The sequence below is a fragment of the Nocardioides sp. LML1-1-1.1 genome (assembly GCF_040676175.1).
Classification (GTDB): domain Bacteria; phylum Actinomycetota; class Actinomycetes; order Propionibacteriales; family Nocardioidaceae; genus Nocardioides.
The window spans coordinates 584,784-610,197 of sequence record NZ_JBEGHK010000002.1 but is presented as its reverse complement, the minus strand read 5'-3'; the positions used below and the strand labels follow the sequence as shown (position 1 = coordinate 610,197).

Genomic DNA, 25,414 nt, shown 5'->3' with positions numbered 1-25,414 from the left:
CCAGGTCACAGCCACCTCGTCCCAGGGAGTGTCATGGCCCGGATCAGCCTCACCGTCGACGGACAGCGGGTGTCCGACGACGTCGAACCCCGGATGCTGCTGGTGCAGTACCTCCGCGAGAAGCTCGGCAAGACCGGCACCGTCGTCGGCTGCGACACCAGCAGCTGCGGGGCGTGCACGGTCCACCTCGACGGCCGCAGCGTGAAGTCGTGCAACGTACTGGCGATCCAGGCCGACGGCGGCGAGGTCACCACGATCGAGGGACTGGCCGGCGAGGGTGGTGCGCTGCACCCGGTCCAGGAGGCGTTCCGCGAGTGCCACGGCCTGCAGTGCGGGTTCTGCACCCCGGGGATGATCATGCAGACCGTCGACCTGCTCGCGGAGAACCCGAGCCCGTCGGAGGAGGCCATCCGGCTCGGCCTCGAGGGCAACCTGTGCCGCTGCACCGGCTACCACAACATCGTCCGGGCGGTGCAGCACGCCGCCGGGGTCTCGACAGGTTCGACCAACGGGGGCTCGAGCACCGAGGGGGCGTCGGCATGACCGCGACCCAGGAGCCCACGACCGCCGCCGAGATCGGCCGCGACCGCCGGCGCAAGGAGGACCAGCGCCTGATCACCGGGCGCACCCGCTGGACCGACAACATCACCCTCCCGGGGATGCTGCACCTGGCGATGGTGCGCAGCCCGTTCCCGCACGCCCGGATCACCTCGATCAGCACGGAGGAGGCCGAGAACGCGCCCAACGTGGTCGCCGTCCTCACCGGCGCCGACCTCGGCGAGGGCCAGGGCGCCTGCATCAACGCGTGGCCGATCGTCGAGGACCAGGTCACCCCGGCCCACCTGCCGATGCCGACGGACCGGGTCGCCTTCGCGGGCGAGACCGTCGCAGTGGTGGTCGCCCGCAGCGCGGCCGAGGCGCGCGACGCCGCCGAGCTCGTCGAGGTCGACTACGACGAGCTGCCGGCCGCGCTCGACCTCAAGGAGGCGGCGGAGGACACCGTCCTTGCCCACCCCGACCTCGGCACCAACGTCAGCGCGGTGTGGAAGTTCGACTCCGCGGAGGCCGGCACCGGCGGCGACGTCGAGGCCGCGATCACGGAGGCACGCAGCAGCGGCATCGTGATCGAGCGGGAGTACCGCCAGCAGCGGCTGATCCCGGCCTTCATGGAGCCGCGCAGCGTGGTCGTCGACCCGACGGGGGAGCAGATCACGATGTGGTCGGCGACCCAGGTGCCGCACATCCTGCGCTTCGCGCTGGCGGCCACGACCGGCGTACCCGAGTCGAAGATCCGGGTGATCGCCCCCGACGTCGGCGGCGGCTTCGGCGGCAAGCTGCAGCAGACGCCGGAGGAGATGATCGCCTTCGCGGTGGCCCGCCGGCTGGGCAAGCCGGTGAAGTTCACCGAGACCCGCAGCGAGTCCCTGCTCACCGCCCACCACGGCCGCGACCAGTGGCAGCGGCTCACCCTCGCCGCGACCAAGGACGGCACGGTCACCGGCCTCAAGGTGGACCTGATCGCCGACCTCGGGGCCTACGTCGCGATCGTCGGTGGCGGCGTGCCGGTGCTCGGGGCGTTCATGTTCAACGCGATCTACAAGTTCCCGGCGTACCAGTTCCAGACCACCAACATCCTCACCAACAAGGCCTGGACCGACGCCTACCGCGGCGCCGGCCGGCCGGAGGCGACCTTCGCGATCGAGCGGCTGATGGACGAGCTGGCGGTCGAGGTCGGTGTCGACCCGCTGGCGATCCGGGAGAAGAACTGGATCACCCACGAGGAGTTCCCGTTCACCACGGTCGCCGGGCTGGAGTACGACTCCGGCAACTACGAGGCCGCCACGGCGCGGGCCAAGGAGATGTTCGGGTACGACGAGCTGCGCGCCGAGCAGGCCGAGCGCCGCGCCCGCGGCGACAAGGTCCAGCTCGGGCTGGGTGTCTCCACCTTCACCGAGATGTGCGGGCTGGCGCCGAGCCGGGTGCTCGGGTCCCTCAACTACGGCGCCGGCGGGTGGGAGCACGCCGAGGTCCGGATGCTCGCGACCGGCAAGGTCGAGGTCGTCACCGGGGCCTCGGCCCACGGGCAGGGGCACGAGACGGCGTTCAGCCAGATCGTGGCCGACCGGCTCGGCGTCGCGTTCGAGGACGTCGAGGTGCTGCACGGCGACACCCAGATCTCCCACAAGGGCCTGGACACCTACGGGTCCCGCAGTCTGGTCGTCGGCGGGGAGGCCCTGGTGCGGGCCGTCGACAAGGTCATCGAGAAGGCCAAGCCGATCGCGGCCCACCTGCTCGAGGCCTCCGCCGACGACCTCGAGTTCTCCGCCGGCCGGTTCGCGGTCAAGGGGACCGACCAGGGGATGGCGATCGGTGAGATCGCGACCGCCGTCTTCGCCGCCCACAACCTGCCCGACGGGGTGGAGCCCTCGCTGGACTCCGAGGCGACGTACGACCCGGTGAACTTCAACTACCCCCACGGCACCCACCTGTGCGCCGTCGAGGTGGACACCGAGACCGGGCAGGTGAAGCTGCGCAAGTACGTCTGCTGCGACGACATCGGTGTCGTCATCAACCCGCTCATCGTCGCCGGGCAGGTGCACGGCGGGCTCGTGCAGGGCATCGCGCAGGCGTTGTGGGAGGAGGCGGTCTACGACGAGAACGGCACCCTGGTGACCGGCTCGTTCGTGGACTACCTGCTGCCGACCGCGGCCGACACGATCAGCTTCGAGATCGACCACACCACCTCGCCCGCCACGACCAACTCGCTGGGCACCAAGGGCGTCGGCGAGGCCGGCACCATCGCCTCGACCCCGGCCGTCGTGAACGCGGTCGTCGACGCCGTCCGCCACCTCGGGGTCGACGACATCACCATGCCCTGCACGCCCGAGCGGGTCTGGCGGGCGATCAACGAGGGCACCTCCGGCGGCGCGACCACGGAGGCCGCCATGCCCCACTTCGACGAGACGGAAGGAGGGGACCGGTGATCCCCGCAGCCTTCGAGTACGTCGCCCCGGCCTCGGTCGAGGAGGCCCTGGCCGCGCTCGCCGAGCACGGCGACGACGCCAAGATCATCGCCGGTGGGCAGAGCCTGCTCCCGGTGCTCCGGATGCGCCTCAACGCGCCCGAGTGGGTGATCGACCTGGGCCGGATCGAGAGCCTGCGCGGCGTGCGGGACGGCGGCGACCACCTCGTCATCGGCGCGATGACCACGCACCACGACGTCGGCCAGGACCCGCTCGTGCACGAGCACGCCCTGCTGATCAGCAAGGCGATCACCCACCTGGCCGACGCGCAGGTGCGGCACCGCGGCACCTTCGGCGGGGCGCTCGCCCATGCCGACCCGGCCGGCGACCTGGGGGCGCCGGTCCGGGCGCTGGGCGCGACCTTCGTCGTCCAGGGGCCCGGTGGCACCCGGGAGGTGCCGGCGGAGGAGTTCTTCGTCGACCTCTTCGAGACGGCGATCTCCGACGACGAGATCCTGCTGGAGGTGCACGTGCCGAAGCACGGCGGCTGGGGGGCGTCGTACGAGAAGTTCGTGCGGATCGCCCACCAGTGGCCGATCGTGGCGGTCGCCGCGAGCGTGCGGATGGAGGGCGACACGATCGCCGAGGCGCGGGTCGGGCTGACCAACATGGGCTCGACGCCGCTGCGCGCGCACTCCGTGGAGGAGGCGCTCGCCGGCCGGCCGGCGACGGAGGAGGCGGTGGCCGGTGCGGCCGCCCTCGTCTCCGACGGCACCAACCCGCCGAGCGACCTCAACGGCGACGCCGACTACCGCCGCCACCTCGCGACCGTGCTCACCCGTCGTGCCGTGCTCGCGGCGGCCGGCCGGAGCTGAGCCCGTGGACCTGACCCACTCCTTCACCGTCCCGCTCGGCATCGAGGCGACCTGGGAGCACTTCCAGGACATCGGTGCGCTCGCCGAGTGCTTCCCCGGCGCGCAGGTCACCGCCGTCGGCGAGGACGCCGCGGGCAACCCGACCTTCGAGGGCACCTGCAAGGTCAAGCTCGGCCCGATCGCCCTGGTGTACGCCGGGGCCGGCGCGTTCGTCGAGAACGACCCCGCCGTCCACCGCTTCGTCGTCGACGCCAAGGGCCGCGACAAGCGGGGCAACGGCACCGCCGGCGCGAAGGTGACGGTCACCATGACGGCCGCCGGCGAGGCGACGTCGGTGGAGGTGGTCACGGACCTCGCCATCACCGGCAAGCCGGCGCAGTTCGGGCGCGGGGTGATGCAGGACGTCTCGGACAAGCTGCTCGGCCAGTTCGTCACCTGCCTGGAGCAGCGGCTGGCGGCACAGGCGCCGACTCCGGGGGACGCGTCGTCACCAGCGGATTCGTCGCCGGACGACCCGATCAGTGACGACAAGGCTGGTGACGACGCGCGCCCGGAGCCCCCGAGAGCGGCACCGCCGCCTCCGGCACCCCCGGCGGACGACGCGCTCGACCTCGGCTCGGCGGTGCTGCCGGTCCTGCTCAAGTCCTACGGCAAGCAGGTGGCGCTCGTGCTGGGTGTCCTGGCCGGGGTGGTCCTGCTGCGGCGACGGCGCCGCCGCTGACTCACCAGGTCTCGGGGTTGGTGTAGTCGTCGCCGCCGAGCAGGTCCTGGTCCTCGCCCCGCTGCTGGGAGCCGCGGTCGTTGTTGCGCTCGAGCCGCTCCTTGCGCGGGTCGTCGCCGTCCGGCTCCTGGTCGGGCTGCTGGTCCGGCGGCGGCTGCTGCGGGGGCTGGTCCTGGGGGTCCTGCTGCTGTTGCTGCTGCTCGGACTGCGCCATCTTCTCCCGCAGCCGCTTCTCCACCCCGCCGGCGTCCTCGCGCTGCTCCTGGCCGCGGGCGGCATCGGTCGGGCACTTGCCGGCCTCCAGCACGTCGATCCCCTGCTGCCACGCCTCCTTCGCGCCCTCGGGGTCGTTCGCCGCCTGCTGCCGGTCGCCGACCGCCTCGTGCGCGAGCGAGAGGTCGATCCGCACGGTGCACTCCTCCTGCCGGGGTACGACGCGCAGCGCGGCCTCGTAGGCCGCGATCGCCTCCTCCAGCGAGCCCTCCGCGTGCAGCGCGGTGCCGTGGTCGAAGGGCGCGATCCAGCGCTCGAACCAGTTCAGCGAGCGGGTGTCGAAGAACTCCGCGGCCGCGCCGTCGTAGTCGCCGCGCTCGAAGGCGTCCCGGCCGCCGGCGTTGTGGTGGAGCATCAGCCCGACCTTGACGGTGAGGGCCACCACCAGCAGGGCCGGCAGCAGGCCGCCGACCATGAGGGCGAGACGGAGCCGGGCGCGGGGGTTCACCGGGCACCTCCCTTGCGGGGCAGCAGGACGTCGGGCGTGCGCCACAGCGCCCGCCAGCCCTCGCGCAGCTCCAGCAGGAGGAGCCCGAGCAGGAGGAGGCCGAAGACCCAGGTGAGGTCGTGCTTGGCGGGCGGGCCGTCGCCGCGCTCCCCGTCGACGTAGGAGGCGTCGAAGGAGTCGACCACCTCGTCCAGCCCGCCGCTGCGGGTGCGGTGCAGGAAGTCGACGTCGAGGTCGCCGGCGATCTCGCGCAGGCGGTCGAGGTCGGCACGGGAGACCGCGCTCTCGCCGCTGTCGGGATCCTCGACGTAGCCCGCGTCGAGGGACAGGTCGTCGGCGGCCGGCATCTTCGCCCCGTCCTCGGTGCCGTAGCCGAGGACCGCGCCGCCCACGACGTGCTCGGCCACGTCGCCGAAGTCGGAGTCCGAGCCGCCGGAGGTGGTGTCCTCGCCGTCGCCGACGTAGACGACGACCCGGCGGCGCTCGGGACGCTGCTCCTGCGCGCGCTCCAGGACCTGGACGATCTCCGCGACCGGGCGGTCCGCGCGGGACCCGTCGCCCTGCCGGGGCCGCTCCAGGTCGAGGGTCTCGACGGCGGAGCGGAAAGCTGCGACGTCGGTGGTGAACGGCAGCACCAGCCGGGCCTCCGCGCCGAAGCCGAGCATCGCGAACCGCGCCCCCGGCAGCTCGTCGGCGAGCGCGGACAGGTCGTTGCGCACGCCCTCGATCCGCGGCTTGGAGCCGGCGTAGTCGAGCGCCGCCATCGACCGGGTGCGGTCGACGACGACGAGCACGTCGACGTCGTTGAGCTGGGTGGAGACGTCGGCCTGGCCCACGCCGGGGCGCAGCAGGACGATCACGAAGGTGAGCGCGATCGCCACCCTTCGTACGACGACCAGCGTGCTCCGGCGGCTCATCGACCCGCCTCCTGCCGGCCGCGCACGGCGAGCACGCCCTGGACCAGCCAGACCGCGGCGAGCCCGGTGAGGCCGACGGCGGTGAGGACCGTGCCGAGGTGCGGCCGGTCCCAGACCTGGACCACCGGCGGCCGGTCGAGCTTCTTCGCCTCCAGCGCGCCGATCGCGTCGACGACCTTGCCGGCGCTGCCGTCGGCGCCGAGGACGGCGAAGGTCCCGCCGGTGCTGGTCACCGCGTCCCGGAACTGCTGGGCGGCACGCGGCCGGTCCGCCGTGGCCGGGGCGGCGATGCCGTGCACGACCACGCGGTCCTGGCGAGCCAGGTCGGCGGCGCTGGGCAGGTCGTAGATCCCGGTGCCGATGGGCTCGTTGTCGGAGGCCAGCACGATGGCCCGGCTGCGGTCCTGGTCCTTGTGGTCGAAGCGCTGCACGCACGACGCCAGGCCGTCGCCCAGCTGGGACTGGACGTCCCAGTCGATGACGGTGCCGGCGGTGTAGATGGCGTAGTCGTCGGTGAGCACGCCGCCGGAGGCGAAGGCGTCCTCGGCCTCGCCCAGCCGCTCCAGGATGAAGTCGTAGTCGTCGGTCAGCGGGAAGATCGTGATCGCCACCCCGCTCCAGATGGTCAGCCCGACCCGCTCGCCGCGCAGCCCGCCGACGATGGTGCGGAACTCGCGGACCACCGCGGCGTCCACCTCCGCCATCGAGCCGGACGCGTCGAGGCAGAGCACGATGTCGCGGCTGCGGTCGTTGGCGGTGAGGGTCTGCCGCTCCTGGACCCGTCCGCCGAGCACGATCGCGCCCGAGCACGCGACGAGCGCGGCCAGGCTCAGGCAGGCGCCGATCGCGACCTGGCGGCGGACCAGGGCGCGGTAGCGGGGCAGGGCGCGCAGCCGGGCCGCGTGCGCGACCAGGGCGCCGCCCGAGGCGGCCCGCGCGCGGGTCAGCGCCCACAGCATCAGCAGCGCCAGCACGCCCAGCGCCAGCAGCAGCACCAGCCACGGCCAGTGGAATCCGGTGGCGCCGCCGTTCCAGGTCAGGTCCACGAGCCCACCAGCCTCCGCGAGGCCGCGAGCGCCTCGTCGAACCGGTCGGCGGTGTCGCTCTCCGGCGCGAACTCCGGCGGGTACATCAACGCGATCGCCGCCACCAGCTCCGCCGGCGCGCGGTGCTGCAGGTCGGTCAGCGTCATCGTGCGCGCCGGCAGCGTGGTCACCGCGGCGACGTAGGAGCGGACCAGGTCGCTGAGCTGCTGGTGGCCCTCGCGCGGGCTGGTCTCGCCGCGGTGGACCCGCTCGGCCAGGGCATCGATCCGGGCCAGGTGCGCCTGCCGGACGTCCGGTACGTCGACCACCGCCGCCTTCACGACCGGCGGCTTCGGCGTGCGGGTGAACCACCACGCGGCCAGGTAGTAGAGCACCACCACGACGAGGAGCGCGACCGCGATCCACAGCCAGCGGTCGGCGTAGCCCACCGGGCCGGTGAACTCCTCGGGCATGCCCGGGACCGGCTCACCCGCGGCGGCGAGCATGACGCTGCCTCTCCAGGAGCCGGAACACCGCGGTGATCGCGGAGTCGGTGTCGCGCACCCGCTCGTGCACCACCCCGAGCTGGTCGAGCCGGCGACGCATCCGCTGCTCCTCCTCGCCGACCAGCGCGGCCAGCTCGGCGCGCAGCTGCCGGTCGTTGCGCAGCCAGCCGGGCACCTCGGCGGCGGAGTCGACGTCGACCAGGTCGCGGTCGGCCACCTCCGGCCGGGTCGGGTCGAGGTCGCCGATGCCGAGCAGCAGCACCTCGTGCTGGACCGTCAGCCGGCGCAGCAGGTCGGCGCTCTCCTCGGAGATGAAGGTGTCGTCGCACACCACGACGAGCAAGGTGCGCCGGCGGACCGTGCGCACCACGTGGCGCAGCAGCGCGGTGAGGTCGGCCGGGGCGCCGCCGGGGGTGGTCGCGTCGTGGATCGTCGCGAGCAGCCGCTCCAGGTGCAGCTCACCGCCGCGGGGGCGCTCGCCGTGCTGGGCGGCCGCGTCGCCGTGGACCAGGCTCACCAGGTCGCCGTGCTGCACGGCGAGCAGGCCCACCAGCCCGCTGACGAGGACCGCCAGCTCGCGCTTGGAGACGGCCGCGTCGTTGAGCGCGGCCATGCTGCGCCCGGTCGAGACGCAGAGCAGGACGGTGTGCTTGCGCTCGGCGACGTACCTCTTGACGAGGAGCTGGCGGCTGCGGGCCGAGGCCTTCCAGTCGATGTCCTTCACGTCGTCGCCGCGGACGTACTCCCGCAGGTCGTTGAAGTCGATGCCGCGCCCGACGTGGACGGCGGCGTACTCGCCCTCGAGCAGCCCGCGCACCTTGCGGTGGGCATGGATCGACAGGCGGGCCTTGATCCGGGGGAGGTGGGCGGGCATCGGGAGTCCCGTCAGGGCGTGGGGACGGCGCGGAAGACGGCGTCGATCACCGTCTCGGGGCGGACCCGGTCGGCGAGCGCCTCGAAGCTGAGGTGGATCCGGTGCCGCAGCACGCTGTGCCGCAGCTCGCGCACGTCCTCGGGGATGACGTAGTGCCGGCCCTGCACGACCGCCATCGCGCGGGCGGCCTGGAAGAAGGCGATCGAGCCGCGCGGGCTGGCGCCGATCTCGACGTACCCGCCGAGCTCGGGGCCGAGCAGCTCGGTGGCGTGGCGGGTGGCACGGACCAGGGCGACGACGTAGCGGCGGATTGCCGGGTCGACGTACACCCGCCGGACGATGCCCTGCAGCTGGACCACGTCGGCGGTGCTGGCGACCGCGGACACCTCGGCCATGTGCTGGCCGAGGGTGCCGTCGTCGATCCGCTCCAGCACCATCAGCTCGTCGTCCTCGGTGGGGTAGTCGACGACCTCCTTGAGCAGGAAGCGGTCCATCTGGGCATGGGGGAGGACGTAGGTGCCCTCCTCCTCGATGGGGTTCTGCGTGGCGAGCACCATGAACGGGTCGGGCAGCGGGTGGACCGTCCCGGCGATCGAGGTCTGCCGCTCCTGCATCGCCTCCAGCAGCGCGGACTGGGTCTTGGCGCTGGCGCGGTTGATCTCGTCGAGGAGGACGAAGTTCGCGTGCACCGGGCCGAGCTGGGTCTCGAACTCGTGCCGGCGCGGGTCGTAGACCTGGGTGCCGATGATGTCGCTGGGCAGCAGGTCGGGCGTGCACTGGATCCGCGCGAAGCGGGCGTCGACCGCCTGCGCCAGCGTCGAGGAGGCCAGCGTCTTCGCCAGGCCGGGCACGCTCTCCAGCAGCACGTGCCCCTCGGCCAGCAGGGTGACCAGCAGCGCCGTCCGGACCCGGTGCTGGCCCACGACCCGGGTGGAGAAGGCCGCCGAGATCCGCTCGATGCGCTCGCGCGCGGCAGCCAGCTCGTCCTCGGTCAGCGGGACCGTCGAGTCGACGGGCGCGCGGCGCAGCTCGGTCATGCGGGCCAACCTACCCAGCGGGCGGGTGGGCTATCCCTGCGTCCGGCACCCGGCTCAGCGGTCGAGCAGACGGGTGCGCAGCGCGTCGTCGCGCCGCAGCCGCTCCAGGTCCCGGCGGCGCCGCTCGGCGACGATCGCCACCAGCACCATCTCGGGGGGAGCGCCGGCCGGGGGAGCCGGCGCCACGTGGGGCAGCACGTCACCCAGCAGCTGGCGCGCCACCAGGTCCCGCGCTACCGGGTCCAGCGTGGGCAGCCGTGCGAGGAACTGCCGGACCGCGAGCGCGGTCCCCGTCGGCAGCGCGGCCAGGTCGGTGCGCCGCGCCCACCCCGCCAGCGGGCCGGGCACCTCCGGCGGCATCGGGAGCCGCAGCGTGACCCGGGCGCGGACGACGTACGTGCCGGCGGCGTAGTCACCGAGCCGCTTGCCCTTGCTGCTCAGCAGGATCGAGAAGAACGCCGGCGCCCCGCTGAACGCGTAGATCTCCACGACCCCGATCAGCGAGCGGACCAGCGCGTGGTGGAAGGAGATCGGCCCGCCGTCGTCGCGCACCGTGCGCAGGCCGAGCGCGAGCTTGCCGAGCGAGCGACCGCGCGAGAGCGTCTCGACCGTGGTCGGGATCGCCACGAACGCCAGGATCGACGCCAGCACGACCGCCGCCCCGACCGCGGCTTCGTCGCCGATGAGCAGGCCGGAGACGACGAACAGGATGTAGAGCACGATCATCGTCACGATCGTCACGATCACGTCGATCAGCCCGCTCGCCAGACGCAGTCCGAACGACGCCGCGGGCAGGTCGAGCGCGACGCCCTCGCCGGTGACGAGGTCGTCGGCCGTGACGGTGGCGAAGTCGGGCGTGGACATCGGGGACAGCCTAGAGGCACGACGTAGGGTGAGCCGCGTGCCGCGCATCGACCTCGACGCCTACGTGGCGGCCCACGCGCACTCGTGGGCCCGCCTCGAGCAGCTGGTGCGCCAGCGGCGTCGTACCGGGGTGGAGGCGGACGAGCTCGTCGACCGCTACCAGCAGGTCGCGACCCACCTCTCGGTGGTGCGGACCTCGGCGCCCGACGCCGAGCTCGTCGCCTACCTCTCCTCGCTGCTCGGCCGGGCCCGGATCTCGATGCTCTCGGCGCGGGTCCCGAGCTGGCGGGGCGTCGCGCACTTCTTCACCGACCGCTTCCCGGCCGCGCTCTACCGCCTGCGCTGGTGGTGGCTGGGCTGCCTGGCCGGCAACGTCGTCGTCACCGGCGTGATGATGTGGTGGCTCTCCACCCACCCGGAGGTCGAGCAGAACCTGCTCGACCCGCAGGCGGTCGACCAGCTCGTCAACAGCGACTTCGAGAGCTACTACAGCGAGAACGCCGCCAGCGCCTTCGCCACCCACGTCTGGCTCAACAACACCTGGGTCTCCGGGCTGTGCATCGCCCTCGGCATCCTCGGCCTGCCGGTGCTCTGGCTGCTCTTCAACAACATCGCCAACCTCGCCATCATCGGCTCGATCATGATGCGCCACGACCGCGGTGAGGTCTTCTGGGGCCTCATCCTCCCGCACGGTCTCCTGGAGCTGACCTGCGTCTTCGTCGCCGGCGGGGTCGGGCTGCGGCTGTTCTGGTCCTGGATCGAGCCCGGGTCCCTGACCCGCGCCTCCTCGCTCGCCCAGGCCGGCCGGACCGCGGCCACCGTCGCCCTCGGGCTCGGCGTGGTGCTGGCGATCAGCGGCGTGATCGAGGCCTTCGTGACGCCGTCACCGCTGCCCACCTGGGCGCGGATCGCGATCGGGATCCTGGCCGAGGTGACCTTCCTGGCCTATGTCTTCGTGCTCGGCCGCAACGCCGTCGCCCGGGGCGCGACCGGCGACATCGGCGCGGAGCTTCTCGAGGATCGCGTCGCAACCCAGGCTTGAGCCTGATCGCGCGAGCGCGTCGCCGACGGCCTTGCCGCCAGGCGGAGGCCGGACCTACGCCACGCGACCGCGTGCGCGGCAGCGCGGCGCGACGAAGGAGCGACGGGCTCGCGCCATCATCACAGCAGGCCTTGGGCCTTGAGGTGGAGGTAGTGGTCCGCCAGCGCGGGCGGCAGCTGGGCGGCGTCCGCGTCGACAACGTCCACGCCCAGCTTCGCCAGCACCTCCCGCATCCGGGTACGACGGTCGAGCTCGTGCTCGGCCGCGGCGGCGTCGTAGACGGTGTCGGCGGTCGGGCGCGGCGCGCTGCCGGCGTCGGCGAGGCGGCCCAGCTCGGGGTCGCGGACCGAGGCGAGCACCACCCGGTGGTGGCGCGTCAGCGCGGGGAGCACGGGGAGCAGGCCGTCGGCGATCGCAGAGGGCTCGAGCGCGGTGAGCAGCACGACGAGCGCGCGCTGGCGGCCGAAGCCCTGGACGGCGCCGGCGAGGGCGTCCCAGTCGGCCTCGACGAGGGTCGGGTCGAGGTCGGCCATCTGCTCCTGCAGGCGGGCGGCGACGTCGCGCACGCCGTGGATCCGCTGGCGGGCGCGGACCCGGCGGTCGCCGGCGAGGAAGTCGATCCGGTCGCCGGCCCGCGCGGCCAGCGAGCCGAGCAGGAGCGCGGCGTCCATGGCGGGGTCGAGCCGCGGCATGCCGTCGGTGGCGTCCTCGTCGGGGGTCCGGGCGACCCGCCCGGCCGAGGTGCGGGAGGTGTCGAGGACCAGTACGACGCGGCGGTCGCGCTCGGGCTGCCAGGTGCGGACCACGACGTGCGGGGTGCGGGCCGAGGCGCGCCAGTCGATGGAGCGGACGTCGTCACCGCGGACGTACTCCCGCAGGGAGTCGAACTCGGTGCCCTGCCCGCGCACCCGGACCGCGGCGCGTCCGTCGAGGTCGCGCAGCCGCGCCAACCGGGACGGCAGGTGCTTGCGGGACTCGAAGGGCGGCAGCGCGCGGACCGTGCCGGGGACGTCGTAGGTGCGCTGGCGGGCGGCGAAGCCGAGCGGGCCCCAGGTGCGCACGGTCGCCCCGGCGGCGCGCAGGTCGCCGCGGCGGCGGGGGAGGAGCGGCGTGGCCAGCACCCGGGCCTCCTCGGCGCGCAGCCGGAGCCGGTGGCGGTTGTCGCTGGCGCCGGCCGAGGGCTGCCAGGCGTCACGGACCTGCAGGGTCACGCCGCGGGTGGCCTCCACCCGCAGCCCGGTGGTGGCCGGGTCGCCGAGGCGGACCGTGCCCGGCTCGCGACGGGTGATCCGGACGGTGCCGGGGGCGGGCGCGAGCGCCAGGTCGATGCCGACCAGGACCGCCACCCCGAGCAGCCACAGCAGCACCGTGCTGGCCTCGGGGCGCAGCACGACGCCCACGAGACCCAGCAGGAGCAGCAGCGGTACCCGCCCGGAGATCGCCACGAGGACTACCGCGGGACCGGGACCGAGGCGATGGCCGACTGCAGCACCTGCGCCACGTCCACGCCCTCCAGCTCCGCCTCGGGCCGCAGGCCCAGCCGGTGCACCAGGGCGGCCTGGGCCAGCGCCTTGACGTCGTCGGGCGTCACGAAGTCGCGCCCCGAGAGCCACGCCCACGCGCGGGCGGCGCGCAGCAGTGCGGTGGCGCCACGCGGGCTGACGCCCAGCGACAGGCTCGGCGACTGACGCGTGGCGCGCGCGACGTCGACGATGTACGCCGCGACCTCGGGCGCCACCTGCACCCGCTTCACCGCCGCCTGGCCGGCCTCGATGTCGGCGCCGGTCGCGACCGCGGAGACTCCCGCCGCGGCCACGTCGCGCGGGTCGAAGCCCGCCGCGTGCCGGGACAGGATGGTCACCTCGTCCTCGCGCGGCGGCACCGGCAGCACCACCTTGAGCAGGAAGCGGTCGAGCTGGGCCTCGGGCAGCGGGTAGGTGCCCTCGAACTCGACCGGGTTCTGCGTCGCCGCGACCAGGAACGGCCGGGGGAGCGGCCGGGTCACGCCGTCGGCGGAGACCTGGCCCTCCTCCATCGCCTCCAGGAGCGCGGACTGCGTCTTCGGGGGCGTCCGGTTGATCTCGTCGGCCAGGAGCAGGTTGGTGAAGATCGGGCCCTCGCGGAAGGACAGCTGGCCGGCGCTGGAGTCGATCACCATCGAGCCGGTGATGTCGCCCGGCATCAGGTCGGGCGTGAACTGCACCCGCCGGGTCTCCACCGACAGGCTGGAGGCCAGGGTGCGCACCAGCAGCGTCTTCGCGGTGCCGGGCACGCCCTCCATCAGCACGTGGCCGCCGCACAGCAGCGCGACGAGCAGGCCGGACACGGCGGCGTCCTGGCCGACCACGGCCTTCGCCACCTCCTGGCGTACGGCGAGCAGCCGCTCGCGCAGCGCGGCGTCGTCCGGTGCGGGTGGGGTTGTCTGGGTCATCCTCGTCGTACCTCTCTCCTGAGACGGGCGAGCTCCTGGGCGAGCCGGACCAGGTCCTGGTCGGTCGCCGGCGGGTGGGTGTCGTCGAGCAGCGGGCCGACCTGCTCGACGGGCGCGCCGAGGTGGCGCGCGGTGGCCTCGACGACCTCGGGGGTGGCGGCGCGACGGTCGAGGCCGAGCCGCCCGGCGAGGTCGGTGCGCGCGGCCCGGCGCAGCGCCCGCGCCGCGTGCACCCGGTCGCCGCTCTTGCGGTACATCCGGCCCCGGCTGCGCGCGGTCTCCACCGCCCGGACCACCACCGGCAGCGGCTCGGTCGACAGCGGCCCGAGCCGCCGGGCCCGCCAGAACGCCAGGGCGACCAGGGCGAGCAGCGTGAGCCACAGGCCGGGCTTGATCCAGCGGGGCAGCAGCGAGGACAGGCTGACCGCCTCGTCGGCGGTGGCGTCGGCCGGGTCCGGCACGTACCAGACCAGCCGCTTGCCGGCGCCCGCCAGCCGCAGCGCCACGGCGGCGTTGTCGCCGCGCAGCACCTGGTCGTTGGTCAGTGCCTGGCCGGCGCCGAAGAGCACGACGTCGGCGGTGGCCGACTCCGCCAGCACCGAGCCGCCGCTGTCGGCGAAGCAGGTCGCGCCGTCGAGGGTGTCGTCGGTGGCGCTGAAGACGGTGACCTGGTCGGCCTCGAGGCGCAGGCCGTCGAGGTCGATGCCCGCCGGACCCTTGCCGCGCTCGCAGGAGGCGACGACCTCGTCGGGGAACACGGTGGTCGCGCGCAGGTTGCTGTCCACCTGCCGCACCAGGGCGTACGACGGCTCGACCAGCACCAGCCGGCCGGGCCGCGCGTGCCGGCGCAGCCGGTCGAGCGTCTTGGGGGAGAGGGCGTCGGTCCGGGTGACCAGCACGGTCGTGCCGGCATCGACCTCCGCCTCCTCCAGCGCGTCGGCCGAGCGGACGACGTCCACACCGACGCCCTGGTCGTCGAGCACCTCGGCCAGCGCCTGGGCGCCGTCGGGACCGGGGTTGCGGGGGTCGAGCGGGTCGGGGTACTTCTCGTTGCCGGCGGTCGCCCACACCGACACCGCGAGCGCGGCCACCAGGGCGAGGCCGATCACCAGCCAGGTCCGGCTGGGGCGGGTCCGGCTCATCGGCGGGCCGCCCGTCCGGCCAGGAGGTCGTCGAGCGCCAGCAGCTCACGGGCCTGCTCGGGCGTGGCCACGCGCTCGCCGTACAGGGTCTGGTCGAAGAGGTCCGCACCGCGGTGGATCGCGGTGGTGTGCGGGAGGAAGGCGGCCGCGAGCGCGCGGGCGAGCTCGTGGGCGGTCGCCTGCGGCACGTCCTCGATCCGCGCCCGCTCGACCTGGCGCACGGCCGCGGCGCGGAAGGCGTCGACGAGGGCCGAGGAGGCGTCACCCGCCGCCAGCGCCGCCTCGGCCCGGGCACGCAGCTCGTCGGCGCTGATCACCTCGTCGGTCAGCGCCGCGACCCCGGGCCGCTCCGCCCGGGCGGTACGACGGGCCCGGGAGACCACCAGCGCCAGCGCCACCACCAGCCCGAGCACCACGACGACCAGCACCAGCGTGCCCAGCGGCCCCGAGCCGGACGCGCCCTCGACCGTCTTGTCGATCATCCGGCCCAGCCAGTCCATGATCCGGCCGAGCAGGTCGTCCTGGTAGTACTTCGGGTCGGTCAGCTCGCTCCGCATCATCCGGCGCGCCTCGTCGCCGCTGGGGTCCAGCGGTGGGTCGAGACGTCCGAGGAGCGGGACGACGGCCGAGAGCGTCATTCGCTGATGATCCCCGCCTCACGCAGCAGCTCGACGTCGTAGGCCTCCTTGCGCATGCGCAGGTCGAGGTACTGCATCGACGCGACGGCGCCGGTGAAGGGCGCGGTGAAGGCGTTCTGGACGACCGAGACCACCGCCTGGGTGAGCACCAGCGCGAGCAGGGCGTACTCGGGGGTGAACACGGTCGCGAGCTGGCCCACCAGGGAGAACGGGAAGCCCAGCATGCTGCCGGCGACGTTGGCGATGACGACGGTCAGCAGGGCGATGCCGAAGGTGCGCCAGAAGGCACGGCGGGTCAGCACCCAGCCGCGGCCGATCGCGCCGAAGACGCCGGCGCTCTCGATCATCAGTGCCGGCACGGCGAGGTAGTAGACCCGCACCCACATCCAGCAGGTCAGGGCGAGGTACGCCGGCACGCTCACCAGGCCCCACACGACCACCGGCCACGGTCCGTCCGCGAGCGCCACCACGAGCACCCACAGCAGGACGTAGACGACCAGCACCACCACGAAGGCGACGTAGAGGAAGGTGACCAACCCGATCAACCGCCAGCGGTTGCCCCGGGTGGCCGCCCACGCCTCGCCGAGGCTGAGGCGGCGCCCCACCGCGGCGGCGCGGGTCACGTGCACGATCATCCCGGTCACCAGGGTGATGCCGATCTGGGCCAGGACCAGCGAGAGCAGCAGCGAGCCGTAGGCGGCGAGGAACGCCAGCACCTCCGAGGTGCTCGCGCTGGTCTCGATCTCGCCGGACTCGTCGAGGGCCAGCCCGACGGTGAAGCTGAGGACCGCGGTCACGAGCAGGGGGAGCACCATCGCGGCGGCGGTCACCAGCACGGCGGCCCCGACGGTGGCCTTCGGGTTGAACCGGATGATCCGGAAGGCGCCGTCGTACATGTCGCCGAGGCCGAGCGGGCGCAGCGCGAAGGCGCCGGGCTTGTGGGCCGCGCCGAGCGCGAGCCCGGGCCGGGGGCCACCCGCTGCCCCCGGGTACGGCGCCCAGCCGGCCGGCGGCGGCGTCGTACCGGGCGCGGGGTAGGCGGGGTGGGCGGGCTGGGCGGGCGGGCCGGCCGCCGGCTCCTCCGGCGTCGGCGCACCCGGAGGCGGGTACAGCGGCCCCTCGCTCATCGGTTCCCCCTGGTCGGTCGCGCTCGGTCGGTCGCGGGTGCGCACATCCTTGCATCCGGGGCCGAGCCCTCCCGGATTTGGCGGGCCGCCCGATCTCTGCGAAGATCGTCCGGTTGCCCCGAGAAGGTTCGTCGGGGTGCGCCACACCTTGACTACTGAATCGTGTCTCCCACGCGGAGCAGGCACACCGGATCTCCGGGGCGCCCGCCAGCCGCGGTGAGCGTGCCGGTGGTCGACGTTGGTCGCACCGCGCCGAGACCCGATGCAGCCGAGAACAACAGCTCCACTTCCCCTGTGGGAGACGTGTGTGCCTGGAACCAGGTGCGACACGCCCGACCTCGGGGGTCGGGGAGCTGGCCCAGAGAACGAGCCAACACGGCACGGTCGTACGACGAGTAAGGACGAGAGAGACCTATGGCGGGACAGAAGATCCGCATCAGGCTCAAGGCCTATGACCACGAGGTGATCGACACCTCGGCGCGCAAGATCGTGGACACGGTCACCCGCACGGGTGCGAAGGTCGCCGGCCCGGTGCCGCTGCCGACCGAGAAGAACGTCTTCTGTGTCATCCGCTCGCCGCACAAGTACAAGGACTCGCGCGAGCACTTCGAGATGCGCACCCACAAGCGACTCATCGACATCATCGACCCCACGCCGAAGACCGTCGACAGCCTCATGCGCCTCGACCTGCCGGCCGGTGTCGACATCGAGATCAAGCTCTGAGGTTTGCCGACATGACTATTGAGCGCAACGTGAAGGGCCTGCTGGGCACCAAGCTCGGCATGACCCAGCTGTGGGACGAGAACAACCGCGTCGTCCCGGTGACCGTGGTCGCCGCTGGCACCAATGTCGTCACCCAGGTCCGCCAGCCCGAGCCGGACGGCTACAACGCCATCCAGATCGGCTTCGGCGAGATCGAGGGCCGCAAGGTCAACAAGCCGCAGGCGGGCCACTTCGCCAAGGCCGGCACGACGCCGCGCCGCCACGTGGTCGAGATCCGCACCGCGGACGCCTCCGAGTACACCGTGGGCCAGGAGCTGGCCGTCGACACGTTCGAGGCCGGTCAGGCCATCGACGTGACCGGCACCAGCAAGGGCAAGGGCTTCGCCGGTGTCATGAAGCGTCACGGCTTCGCCGGTGTGAGCGCCTCGCACGGTGCCCACCGCAACCACCGCAAGCCCGGCTCGATCGGCGCCTGCGCCACCCCGGGCCGCGTCTTCAAGGGTCTGCGGATGGCCGGCCGGATGGGTTCCGACACCGTCACCACGCAGAACGTCACCGTCCACGCCGTCGACGTCGAGAAGGGCCTGGTCCTGATCAAGGGCGCCGTTCCCGGCCCCAAGGGCGGCCTCGTCGTCCTGCGCACGGCTGCGAAGAAGGGCTGATTCCGCCATGGCCAAGACTGTTTCCGTTGAGTTCCCCGCCGCGATCTTCGACGTGGAGGTCAGCATCCCGCTGATCCACCAGGTCGTCGTCGCGCAGCAGGCGGCCGCTCGCCAGGGCACGCACGCGACCAAGCGTCGCGGCGAGGTCCGCGGTGGCGGCAAGAAGCCCTACAAGCAGAAGGGCACCGGTCGCGCCCGCCAGGGCTCGACCCGCGCGCCGCAGTTCGCCGGCGGTGGCATCGTCCACGGCCCGCAGCCGCGTGACTACTCGCAGCGCACCCCCAAGAAGATGAAGGCCGCCGCCCTGCGCGGTGCCCTCACCGACCGGGCGCGCAACGAGCGGGTCCACGTCGTCGAGGGCCTGGTCTCCGGTGACAAGCCGTCGACCAAGGCCGCGCTGGCCTCGCTCTTCGAGCTGACCACCCGCCGCAAGTTCCTCGTCGTGCTCGAGCGCGCCGACAGCCTCACCTGGCTCTCGCTGCGCAACGCGCCCGAGGTGCACATCGTGGCCGTCGACCAGCTCAACACCTACGACGTGCTCGCGAGCGACGACGTGGTGTTCAGCAAGGCCGCGTTCGACGCGCTCGTCGCGGGCGGCGCCACCGAGGCCACCGAGGCCACCGAGGCCCCGGCCCCGGCTGCCCTCGCCGACGTGCCGGCGGCCGCCGAGCTGCCCCAGGGCGCGAAGGCACCGCTGAAGAGCGGTGGCGCGCCGAAGGGCTACGAGGTCAAGGGCAACGCCGACTCCGGCCTCTACCACGAGCCCGACGGCCAGTGGTACGACGCCACGGTCGCCGAGTTCTACTTCAAGTCCGCCGAGGACGCCGAGGCCGCTGGCTTCAAGCGTGCCGGCTCGAAGGAGGCCTGAGCATGAGCACCCTGCACAAGGACCACCGCGACATCCTGATCGCGCCGGTCGTGTCGGAGAAGAGCTACAGCCTTCTCGACAACAACAAGTACACGTTCCTGGTGCGCCCCGACGCCAACAAGACCGAGATCAAGATCGCGGTCGAGAAGGTCTTCGGCGTGAAGGTCACCTCGGTCAACACCCTCAACCGGCCCGGCAAGGTCCGCCGCACCCGCAACGGGCTCGGCAAGCGCAAGGACACCAAGCGCGCGATCGTCAGCCTGGCCGAGGGTCACCGCATCGACATCTTCGGAGGTCCGGTCTCCTGACCGGGCTAGGTAGAGGAATCTGACTATGGCTATCCGCAAGTACAAGCCGACCACCCCGGGCCGTCGTGGCTCCTCGGTGGCCGACTTCGCCGAGATCACCCGCACCACGCCGGAGAAGTCGCTGACCCGTCCGCTCCCGAAGAAGGGCGGCCGCAACAACCAGGGCCGGATCACCACCCGGCACCAGGGTGGCGGTCACAAGCGGGCTTACCGGATCATCGACTTCCGTCGCTACGACAAGGACGGCGTGCCGGCCAAGGTCGCGCACATCGAGTACGACCCCAACCGCACCGCGCGCATCGCGCTGCTGCACTACGCCGACGGCGAGAAGCGCTACATCGTGGCGCCGAAGGACCTGAAGCAGGGCACGCGGGTGGAGTCGGGCGTCGGCGCCGACATCAAGCCGGGCAACAACCTGCCGCTGCGCAACATCCCCGTCGGTACGACGATCCACTGCGTCGAGCTCCGCCCCGGCGGTGGCGCCAAGCTGGCCCGCTCGGCCGGCAACAGCGCCCAGCTGGTCGCCCGTGAGGGAAGCCGCGCCACGCTGCGCCTGCCCTCCGGCGAGATGCGCTACGTCGACGTGCGCTGCCGCGCCACCGTCGGCGAGGTGGGCAACGCCGAGCAGTCCAACATCAACTGGGGCAAGGCCGGCCGCATGCGCTGGAAGGGCAAGCGCCCGACCGTCCGTGGTGTCGTCATGAACCCGGTCGACCACCCGCACGGTGGTGGAGAGGGCAAGACCTCCGGTGGACGCCACCCGGTCTCGCCGTGGGGCAAGCCCGAGGGCCGTACGCGCAAGCGCAAGGCCAGCGACTCCCAGATCATCCGTCGCCGCAAGTCCGGCAAGAACAAGCGCTGAAGGAACTGAGAGATGCCTCGCAGCCTGAAGAAGGGCCCCTTCATCGACGGCCACCTTCTCAAGAAGGTGGACGCCGAGAACGACAAGGGCACCCACAACGTCATCAAGACCTGGTCGCGCCGGTCGATGATCATCCCCTCGATGATCGGTCACACCATCGCCGTCCACGACGGGCGCAAGCACGTCCCGGTCTTCATCTCCGACTCCATGGTCGGCCACAAGCTCGGTGAGTTCGCCCCCACGCGCACCTACCGCGGCCACGTCAAGGAAGACCGGAAGGGACGCCGTCGATGAGCACCACTGAGCGTCACCGCACCAGCGCGCGCCGCGAGTCGCTCCTGGGCGACCAGCCCGGCGCCTTCGCCAGCGCCCGCTTCGTGCGGATCACCCCGATGAAGGCGCGCCGCGTCGTCGACTTGGTCCGTGGCCTGCCCGCGGACGAGGCGCTGACGCTGCTGCAGTTCGCGCCGCAGTCGGCCTCCGAGACCGTCGCGAAGGTGCTCGCCAGCGCCGTCGCGAACGCCGAGAGCACCGAGGGCCTGCCCACCGGTGACCTCGTCGTGTCGGTCGCGCGGGTCGACGAGGGCCCGACGATGAAGCGCTGGCGTCCGCGTGCGCAGGGCCGGGCCACCCGGATCAACAAGCGCACCAGCCACATCACCATCGCGGTCCAGCCGGCCGACGTCGTCGCGAAGAAGGGCAAGAAGTAATGGGTCAGAAGATCAACCCGAACGGCTTCCGCCTCGGCATCTCGACCGACCACAAGTCGCGTTGGTACGCCGACAAGCTGTACAAGTCCTACGTCGGTGAGGACGTCGCGATCCGCAAGCTGCTCAGCAAGGGCATGGAGCGCGCCGGCATCGCCAAGGTGGAGATCGAGCGCACCCGGGACCGGGTCCGCGTCGACATCCACACCGCGCGTCCGGGCATCGTCATCGGTCGCCGTGGCGCCGAGGCCGACCGGATCCGTGGCGAGCTCGAGAAGCTCACCGGCAAGCAGGTCCAGCTGAACATCCTCGAGGTCAAGAACCCCGAGATCGACGCTCAGCTCGTCGCGCAGGGTGTGGCCGAGCAGCTGTCCGGCCGTGTCCAGTTCCGCCGCGCGATGCGCAAGGCCATGCAGACCTCGATGCGTTCCGGTGCCAAGGGCATCCGGATCCAGTGCTCGGGCCGCCTCAACGGCGCCGAGATGTCGCGCACCGAGTTCTACCGCGAGGGCCGCGTCCCGCTGCACACGCTGCGTGCCGACATCGACTACGGCTTCTACGAGGCCCGCACGACCTTCGGCCGCATCGGCGTGAAGGTCTGGATCTACAAGGGCGAGGTCGCCGGCTCCCGTGCCGAGCGCCAGGCCCAGGCCGCTGCCCGCGCCGGTGTCCCCGGCCGCGGTGGCCGCCCCAGCCGTGGTGGCGACCGTCCGACCCGTGGGTCGCGCGGCGACCGCCCGAACCGCTCGGACCGCAACGCCGAGGCTGCTGCTCCCGCCGTGGAGAGCAACCCCGAGGCCGTCGCGGCGGAGCCGACCACCGGATCGGAGTCCTGACCCATGTTGATGCCGCGTCGCGTCAAGCACCGCAAGCAGCACCACCCGAAGCGTCGGGGTGCTGCCAAGGGCGGTACGTCGCTCGCGTTCGGTGACTTCGGGATCCAGGCGGTCGAGGGTCACTACGTGACCAACCGTCAGATCGAGTCCGCTCGTATCGCGATGACCCGTCACATCAAGCGTGGCGGAAAGGTCTGGATCAACATCTACCCGGACCGCCCGCTGACCAAGAAGCCCGCCGAGACCCGCATGGGTTCCGGTAAGGGCTCCCCGGAGTGGTGGGTCGCCAACGTCAAGCCCGGCCGCGTCATGTTCGAGCTGTCGGGTGTGCCGGAGGACGTGGCCCGCGAGGCCATGCGCCGTGCGATCCACAAGCTCCCCATGAAGTGCCGTTTCATCACGCGAGAGGCGGGTGAGTTCTGATGGCGAACGTCATCCACGCCCACGAGCTGGACGAGCTCAACGACGTCGACCTCGAGGCCAAGCTGCGCGAGGCCAAGGAGGAGCTGTTCAACCTGCGCTTCCAGGCGGCCACCGGCCAGCTGGAGAGCCACGGTCGGCTCCGCACGGTCAAGAAGGACATCGCCCGGATCTACACCGTGGTGCGCGAGCGCGAGCTCGGCATTCGCACGGCTCCGGGTGCCGAGGAGGAGAACTGATGAGCACTGAGTCCAACAGCTCGGGCACCGACGTCCAGCGCAACGCGCGCAAGACCCGCGAGGGTCTCGTGGTCAGCGACAAGATGGACAAGACCGTGGTCGTGTCCGTCGAGGACCGCGTCAAGCACGCGCTCTACGGCAAGGTCCTGCGCCGCAACACGCGGCTCAAGGCCCACGACGAGCAGAACGACTGCGGCGTCGGCGACCGTGTCCTCATCATGGAGACCCGCCCGCTGTCGGCCACCAAGCGCTGGCGCGTGGTGGAGATCCTCGAGCGCGCGAAGTAAATCCGTTCGGCCAGGCTCACCGCCCGTGAGGCGATGAGAACCGGCACGACAACCAGGAGAAATCGATGATTCAGCAGGAGTCGCGACTCAAGGTCGCCGACAACACCGGTGCCAAGGAGATCCTTTGCATCCGCGTGCTCGGCGGCTCCGGTCGCCGCTACGCGGGGATCGGCGACGTCATCGTCGCCACCGTCAAGGACGCCATCCCCGGCGGCAACGTGAAGAAGGGTGACGTCGTCAAGGCGGTCGTCGTGCGCACCGTCAAGGAGCGCCGTCGTCCCGACGGTTCCTACATCCGCTTCGACGAGAACGCCGCCGTGATCCTCAAGAACGACGGCGAGCCTCGTGGCACGCGCATCTTCGGCCCCGTGGGCCGCGAGCTGCGCGAGAAGAAGTTCATGAAGATCATCTCGCTCGCCCCGGAGGTGCTGTGATGGCTGCCCGCAAGAAGTCCGAGCAGGACCGCCAGAAGCCCAACCTGCACGTCAAGAAGGGCGACACCGTCAAGGTCATCGCCGGCAAGGACAAGGGTGCCGAGGGCAAGATCATCAAGGTCCTCCGCGAGGAGCACCGGGTGATCGTCGAGGGCGTCAACCGGATCAAGAAGCACACCAAGGTCGTGGACCAGGGTGGGCGCGCCGGCAACACCGGCGGCATCATCACCACCGAGGCGCCGATCCACGTGTCCAACGTGATGCTGGTCGAGGGTGACGGCGTCACCCGCGTCGGCCACAAGCGGGTCGAGGTCACCAAGCGCCGTCGTGACGGCTCCGAGTACTCCTCGACGCGCAGCGTCCGCATCTCCCGCAAGACCGGGAAGGAAATCTGATGACCGAGAGCACCATCGAGAAGGTCACGCCCCGGCTCAAGACCAAGTACCGCGAGGACATCCTCCCGGCGCTGAAGTCCGAGTTCGAGATCGCCAACGTCATGCAGGTCCCCGGCCTCGTGAAGATCGTGGTCAACATGGGCGTCGGCGAGGCCGCTCGCGACTCCAAGCTGATCGAGGGCGCGATCCGCGACCTCACCGCGATCACCGGCCAGAAGCCGGCCGTCACCAAGGCCCGCAAGTCCATCGCGCAGTTCAAGCTGCGCGAGGGCATGCCGATCGGCACGCACGTCACGCTGCGCGGCGACCGGATGTGGGAGTTCCTGGACCGCCTGCTGTCCCTCGCCCTGCCGCGCATCCGCGACTTCCGCGGCCTGTCGCCGAAGCAGTTCGACGGCCGCGGCAACTACACCTTCGGCCTGACCGAGCAGGTCATGTTCCACGAGATCGACCAGGACAAGGTCGACCGCCAGCGGGGCATGGACATCACCATCGTCACCACGGCGACCAACGACGAGCAGGGGCGCGCGCTGCTGAAGCAGCTCGGCTTCCCGTTCAAGGAGAACTGACATGGCGAAGACCGCGCTGAAGGTCAAGGCTGCTCGCAAGCCGAAGTTCGCGGTGCGGGGCTACACCCGCTGCCAGCGCTGCGGCCGCCCGAAGGCCGTCTACCGCAAGTTCGGCCTGTGCCGCATCTGCCTGCGCGAGATGGCGCACCGGGGCGAGCTGCCCGGCGTGACCAAGTCGAGCTGGTAACACCCAACCGTTGCAGGTCCGCGCGCCGGTGAGCGAGCGGAAACCACAGCAGAAAGAACACACATCATGACGATGACTGACCCGATCGCAGACATGCTCACGCGTCTGCGCAACGCCAACCAGGCGTACCACGACGCGGTGACCATGCCGTACAGCAAGCTCAAGGAGGGTGTGGCCGAGATCCTCAAGCAGGAGGGCTACATCACCTCCTACGGGGTCGCGGACAACGAGAACGGCGTCGGCAAGCTGCTGACCGTCACCCTCAAGTACGGCCGCAACCGCGAGCGTTCCATCGCCGGCGTTCGCCGGATCAGCAAGCCGGGCCTCCGCGTGTACGCCAAGCACACCGGTCTCCCGAAGGTGCTCGGCGGCCTCGGCGTCGCGATCATCTCGACCAGCCAGGGTCTGCTGACCGACCGCCAGGCCAACCAGAAGGGCGTGGGTGGGGAAGTCCTCGCCTACGTCTGGTGACAAGGGAAGGAGAGAGAAGAACATGTCGCGCATCGGCAAGCTCCCCGTCCCGGTCCCCGCGGGCGTCGACGTCCAGGTGGACGGCCCCGTCGTCACGGTGAAGGGCCCCAAGGGCACCCTGAGCCACACCGTGGTCGCTCCGATCACGGTCGAGAAGGGCGAGGGCGTCCTGGACGTCAAGCGTCCCGACGACGAGCGCCTCTCGAAGGCCTACCACGGCCTTTCGCGCACCCTGATCAACAACATGGTCGTGGGTGTGACCGAGGGCTACGAGAAGAAGCTCGAGATCGTGGGCGTGGGTTACCGCGTCCTGTCCAAGGGCCCGACCCAGCTGGAGTTCCAGCTCGGTTACTCCCACCCGATCATCTTCGACGCCCCCGAGGGCATCACCTTCACGGTGGAGGGCCCCACCAAGCTGGGCGTCGTCGGGATCGACAAGCAGCTGGTCGGCGAGGTCGCCGCCAACATCCGCAAGCTTCGCAAGCCCGAGCCCTACAAGGGCAAGGGTGTGCGGTACTCCGGCGAGCACGTCCGCCGCAAGGTCGGAAAGGCTGGTAAGTGAC

The 25,414-nt window shown here is 71.9% G+C and carries 34 protein-coding genes; 22 read left to right on the top strand and 12 right to left on the bottom strand.

Going from position 1 to position 25,414, the window contains the following annotated elements:
• Positions 1-33 precede the first annotated feature (33 nt).
• The 4 genes from MRBLML1_RS09755 to MRBLML1_RS09740 are packed head-to-tail and all read left to right on the top strand — an operon-like array spanning position 34 to position 4,559.
• On the top strand, positions 34-543 hold the full coding sequence (locus MRBLML1_RS09755; RefSeq protein ID WP_364514898.1) for a (2Fe-2S)-binding protein: 510 nt from the start codon (positions 34-36) through the stop codon (positions 541-543).
• Positions 540-2,984, top strand: a complete 2,445-nt coding sequence (locus MRBLML1_RS09750) for a xanthine dehydrogenase family protein molybdopterin-binding subunit (RefSeq protein ID WP_364514895.1) — start codon at positions 540-542, stop codon at positions 2,982-2,984. Before MRBLML1_RS09755 ends, MRBLML1_RS09750 begins: the two co-directional genes overlap by 4 nt.
• The gene (locus MRBLML1_RS09745; RefSeq protein WP_364514892.1) at positions 2,981-3,838 is read left to right on the top strand and encodes an FAD binding domain-containing protein; all 858 of its coding nucleotides are present in this window, start codon (positions 2,981-2,983) and stop codon (positions 3,836-3,838) included. The genes MRBLML1_RS09750 and MRBLML1_RS09745 overlap by 4 nt, the downstream gene beginning before the upstream one ends.
• A 4-nt stretch (positions 3,839-3,842) precedes the next feature.
• Complete coding sequence (locus tag MRBLML1_RS09740) at positions 3,843-4,559, top strand: SRPBCC family protein (RefSeq protein WP_364514889.1); 717 nt, start codon at positions 3,843-3,845, stop codon at positions 4,557-4,559.
• 1 nt (position 4,560) lies between these two features.
• Here the strand turns inward: MRBLML1_RS09740 and MRBLML1_RS09735 are convergent, their stop codons facing one another.
• From MRBLML1_RS09735 to MRBLML1_RS09705, 7 genes are read right to left on the bottom strand one after another with little or no spacing between them, the layout of a single operon-like run.
• Positions 4,561-5,280 (bottom strand): hypothetical protein, encoded by a 720-nt coding sequence (locus MRBLML1_RS09735; RefSeq protein WP_364514887.1) that lies wholly within the window; start codon positions 5,278-5,280, stop codon positions 4,561-4,563.
• Positions 5,277-6,197, bottom strand: coding sequence for a vWA domain-containing protein (locus tag MRBLML1_RS09730; protein WP_364514885.1), 921 nt, complete (start codon positions 6,195-6,197; stop codon positions 5,277-5,279). The genes MRBLML1_RS09735 and MRBLML1_RS09730 overlap by 4 nt, the downstream gene beginning before the upstream one ends.
• The gene (locus tag MRBLML1_RS09725; RefSeq protein ID WP_364514882.1) at positions 6,194-7,243 is read right to left on the bottom strand and encodes a VWA domain-containing protein; all 1,050 of its coding nucleotides are present in this window, start codon (positions 7,241-7,243) and stop codon (positions 6,194-6,196) included. Before MRBLML1_RS09725 ends, MRBLML1_RS09730 begins: the two co-directional genes overlap by 4 nt.
• Positions 7,234-7,728: a hypothetical protein gene (locus MRBLML1_RS09720; RefSeq protein WP_364514879.1), complete on the bottom strand. Its 495-nt coding sequence runs from the start codon at positions 7,726-7,728 to the stop codon at positions 7,234-7,236. The genes MRBLML1_RS09725 and MRBLML1_RS09720 overlap by 10 nt, the downstream gene beginning before the upstream one ends.
• Positions 7,709-8,602 (bottom strand): DUF58 domain-containing protein, encoded by an 894-nt coding sequence (locus MRBLML1_RS09715; RefSeq protein ID WP_364514876.1) that lies wholly within the window; start codon positions 8,600-8,602, stop codon positions 7,709-7,711. The genes MRBLML1_RS09720 and MRBLML1_RS09715 overlap by 20 nt, the downstream gene beginning before the upstream one ends.
• Before the next feature lie 11 nt (positions 8,603-8,613).
• Positions 8,614-9,639, bottom strand: a complete 1,026-nt coding sequence (locus MRBLML1_RS09710) for an AAA family ATPase (protein ID WP_364514873.1) — start codon at positions 9,637-9,639, stop codon at positions 8,614-8,616.
• 54 nt (positions 9,640-9,693) lie between these two features.
• Positions 9,694-10,503 (bottom strand): RDD family protein, encoded by an 810-nt coding sequence (locus MRBLML1_RS09705; RefSeq protein ID WP_364514871.1) that lies wholly within the window; start codon positions 10,501-10,503, stop codon positions 9,694-9,696.
• A gap of 37 nt (positions 10,504-10,540) precedes the next feature.
• On the opposite strand from MRBLML1_RS09705, the gene MRBLML1_RS09700 reads away from it, so the two are divergent.
• On the top strand, positions 10,541-11,545 hold the full coding sequence (locus MRBLML1_RS09700; RefSeq protein WP_364514869.1) for a stage II sporulation protein M: 1,005 nt from the start codon (positions 10,541-10,543) through the stop codon (positions 11,543-11,545).
• Between the two features lie 119 nt (positions 11,546-11,664).
• On the opposite strand, the gene MRBLML1_RS09695 is transcribed toward MRBLML1_RS09700, so the two are convergent.
• The 5 genes from MRBLML1_RS09695 to MRBLML1_RS09675 are packed head-to-tail and all read right to left on the bottom strand — an operon-like array spanning position 11,665 to position 16,883.
• Positions 11,665-12,990 carry a DUF58 domain-containing protein gene (locus tag MRBLML1_RS09695; RefSeq protein ID WP_364514866.1) on the bottom strand — a complete coding sequence of 442 codons (1,326 nt, stop codon included), beginning with the start codon at positions 12,988-12,990 and terminating at the stop codon, positions 11,665-11,667.
• 5 nt (positions 12,991-12,995) lie between these two features.
• Entirely contained in the window at positions 12,996-13,976 is a 981-nt protein-coding gene (locus tag MRBLML1_RS09690) for an AAA family ATPase (RefSeq protein ID WP_364514864.1), read from the bottom strand.
• Positions 13,973-15,118, bottom strand: coding sequence for a DUF4350 domain-containing protein (locus MRBLML1_RS09685; protein ID WP_364514861.1), 1,146 nt, complete (start codon positions 15,116-15,118; stop codon positions 13,973-13,975). Before MRBLML1_RS09685 ends, MRBLML1_RS09690 begins: the two co-directional genes overlap by 4 nt.
• The gene (locus MRBLML1_RS09680) at positions 15,115-15,756 is read right to left on the bottom strand and encodes a DUF4129 domain-containing protein (protein ID WP_364514859.1); all 642 of its coding nucleotides are present in this window, start codon (positions 15,754-15,756) and stop codon (positions 15,115-15,117) included. The genes MRBLML1_RS09685 and MRBLML1_RS09680 overlap by 4 nt, the downstream gene beginning before the upstream one ends.
• The gene (locus MRBLML1_RS09675) at positions 15,753-16,883 is read right to left on the bottom strand and encodes a glycerophosphoryl diester phosphodiesterase membrane domain-containing protein (protein ID WP_364514856.1); all 1,131 of its coding nucleotides are present in this window, start codon (positions 16,881-16,883) and stop codon (positions 15,753-15,755) included. The genes MRBLML1_RS09680 and MRBLML1_RS09675 overlap by 4 nt, the downstream gene beginning before the upstream one ends.
• A 414-nt stretch (positions 16,884-17,297) precedes the next feature.
• Here MRBLML1_RS09675 and rpsJ point away from each other — a divergent pair, with 414 nt between their 5' ends.
• From rpsJ to rplF, 17 genes are all read left to right on the top strand, one after another.
• On the top strand, positions 17,298-17,606 hold the full coding sequence (gene rpsJ, locus MRBLML1_RS09670; RefSeq protein WP_007078637.1) for a 30S ribosomal protein S10: 309 nt from the start codon (positions 17,298-17,300) through the stop codon (positions 17,604-17,606).
• A gap of 11 nt (positions 17,607-17,617) precedes the next feature.
• On the top strand, positions 17,618-18,268 hold the full coding sequence (gene rplC, locus MRBLML1_RS09665) for a 50S ribosomal protein L3 (protein ID WP_364514852.1): 651 nt from the start codon (positions 17,618-17,620) through the stop codon (positions 18,266-18,268).
• 7 nt (positions 18,269-18,275) lie between these two features.
• A complete protein-coding gene (gene rplD / locus MRBLML1_RS09660; RefSeq protein ID WP_414691235.1) occupies positions 18,276-19,136 on the top strand; it encodes a 50S ribosomal protein L4 in 861 nt (286 codons plus the stop codon).
• A 2-nt stretch (positions 19,137-19,138) separates the two neighbouring features.
• Positions 19,139-19,444: a 50S ribosomal protein L23 gene (gene rplW / locus MRBLML1_RS09655; RefSeq protein ID WP_364514849.1), complete on the top strand. Its 306-nt coding sequence runs from the start codon at positions 19,139-19,141 to the stop codon at positions 19,442-19,444.
• Between the two features lie 25 nt (positions 19,445-19,469).
• Positions 19,470-20,306, top strand: a complete 837-nt coding sequence (gene rplB / locus MRBLML1_RS09650; protein WP_364514846.1) for a 50S ribosomal protein L2 — start codon at positions 19,470-19,472, stop codon at positions 20,304-20,306.
• Positions 20,307-20,318: 12 nt separating this feature from the next.
• Positions 20,319-20,600: a 30S ribosomal protein S19 gene (rpsS, locus tag MRBLML1_RS09645; RefSeq protein ID WP_056750322.1), complete on the top strand. Its 282-nt coding sequence runs from the start codon at positions 20,319-20,321 to the stop codon at positions 20,598-20,600.
• Positions 20,597-21,016: a 50S ribosomal protein L22 gene (gene rplV / locus MRBLML1_RS09640; protein WP_364514843.1), complete on the top strand. Its 420-nt coding sequence runs from the start codon at positions 20,597-20,599 to the stop codon at positions 21,014-21,016. The genes rpsS and rplV overlap by 4 nt, the downstream gene beginning before the upstream one ends.
• On the top strand, positions 21,016-21,849 hold the full coding sequence (gene rpsC / locus MRBLML1_RS09635; RefSeq protein WP_364514840.1) for a 30S ribosomal protein S3: 834 nt from the start codon (positions 21,016-21,018) through the stop codon (positions 21,847-21,849). The genes rplV and rpsC overlap by 1 nt, the downstream gene beginning before the upstream one ends.
• Positions 21,850-21,852: 3 nt before the next feature.
• Complete coding sequence (rplP, locus tag MRBLML1_RS09630) at positions 21,853-22,272, top strand: 50S ribosomal protein L16 (RefSeq protein WP_038681126.1); 420 nt, start codon at positions 21,853-21,855, stop codon at positions 22,270-22,272.
• Complete coding sequence (gene rpmC, locus MRBLML1_RS09625; RefSeq protein WP_364514835.1) at positions 22,272-22,508, top strand: 50S ribosomal protein L29; 237 nt, start codon at positions 22,272-22,274, stop codon at positions 22,506-22,508. The genes rplP and rpmC overlap by 1 nt, the downstream gene beginning before the upstream one ends.
• The gene (gene rpsQ, locus MRBLML1_RS09620; protein ID WP_364514832.1) at positions 22,508-22,795 is read left to right on the top strand and encodes a 30S ribosomal protein S17; all 288 of its coding nucleotides are present in this window, start codon (positions 22,508-22,510) and stop codon (positions 22,793-22,795) included. The genes rpmC and rpsQ overlap by 1 nt, the downstream gene beginning before the upstream one ends.
• A 65-nt stretch (positions 22,796-22,860) precedes the next feature.
• The gene (rplN, locus tag MRBLML1_RS09615) at positions 22,861-23,229 is read left to right on the top strand and encodes a 50S ribosomal protein L14 (RefSeq protein ID WP_011757324.1); all 369 of its coding nucleotides are present in this window, start codon (positions 22,861-22,863) and stop codon (positions 23,227-23,229) included.
• Entirely contained in the window at positions 23,229-23,624 is a 396-nt protein-coding gene (rplX, locus tag MRBLML1_RS09610) for a 50S ribosomal protein L24 (RefSeq protein ID WP_364514828.1), read from the top strand. The genes rplN and rplX overlap by 1 nt, the downstream gene beginning before the upstream one ends.
• Positions 23,624-24,193, top strand: a complete 570-nt coding sequence (gene rplE, locus MRBLML1_RS09605; RefSeq protein WP_364514825.1) for a 50S ribosomal protein L5 — start codon at positions 23,624-23,626, stop codon at positions 24,191-24,193. Before rplX ends, rplE begins: the two co-directional genes overlap by 1 nt.
• A gap of 1 nt (position 24,194) precedes the next feature.
• Entirely contained in the window at positions 24,195-24,380 is a 186-nt protein-coding gene (locus MRBLML1_RS09600; RefSeq protein WP_011757321.1) for a type Z 30S ribosomal protein S14, read from the top strand.
• Between the two features lie 66 nt (positions 24,381-24,446).
• Positions 24,447-24,851, top strand: coding sequence for a 30S ribosomal protein S8 (rpsH, locus tag MRBLML1_RS09595; RefSeq protein WP_056894487.1), 405 nt, complete (start codon positions 24,447-24,449; stop codon positions 24,849-24,851).
• Between the two features lie 22 nt (positions 24,852-24,873).
• Positions 24,874-25,413 carry a 50S ribosomal protein L6 gene (rplF, locus tag MRBLML1_RS09590; RefSeq protein ID WP_364514820.1) on the top strand — a complete coding sequence of 180 codons (540 nt, stop codon included), beginning with the start codon at positions 24,874-24,876 and terminating at the stop codon, positions 25,411-25,413.
• The last annotated feature ends 1 nt before the right edge of the window (position 25,414 follow it).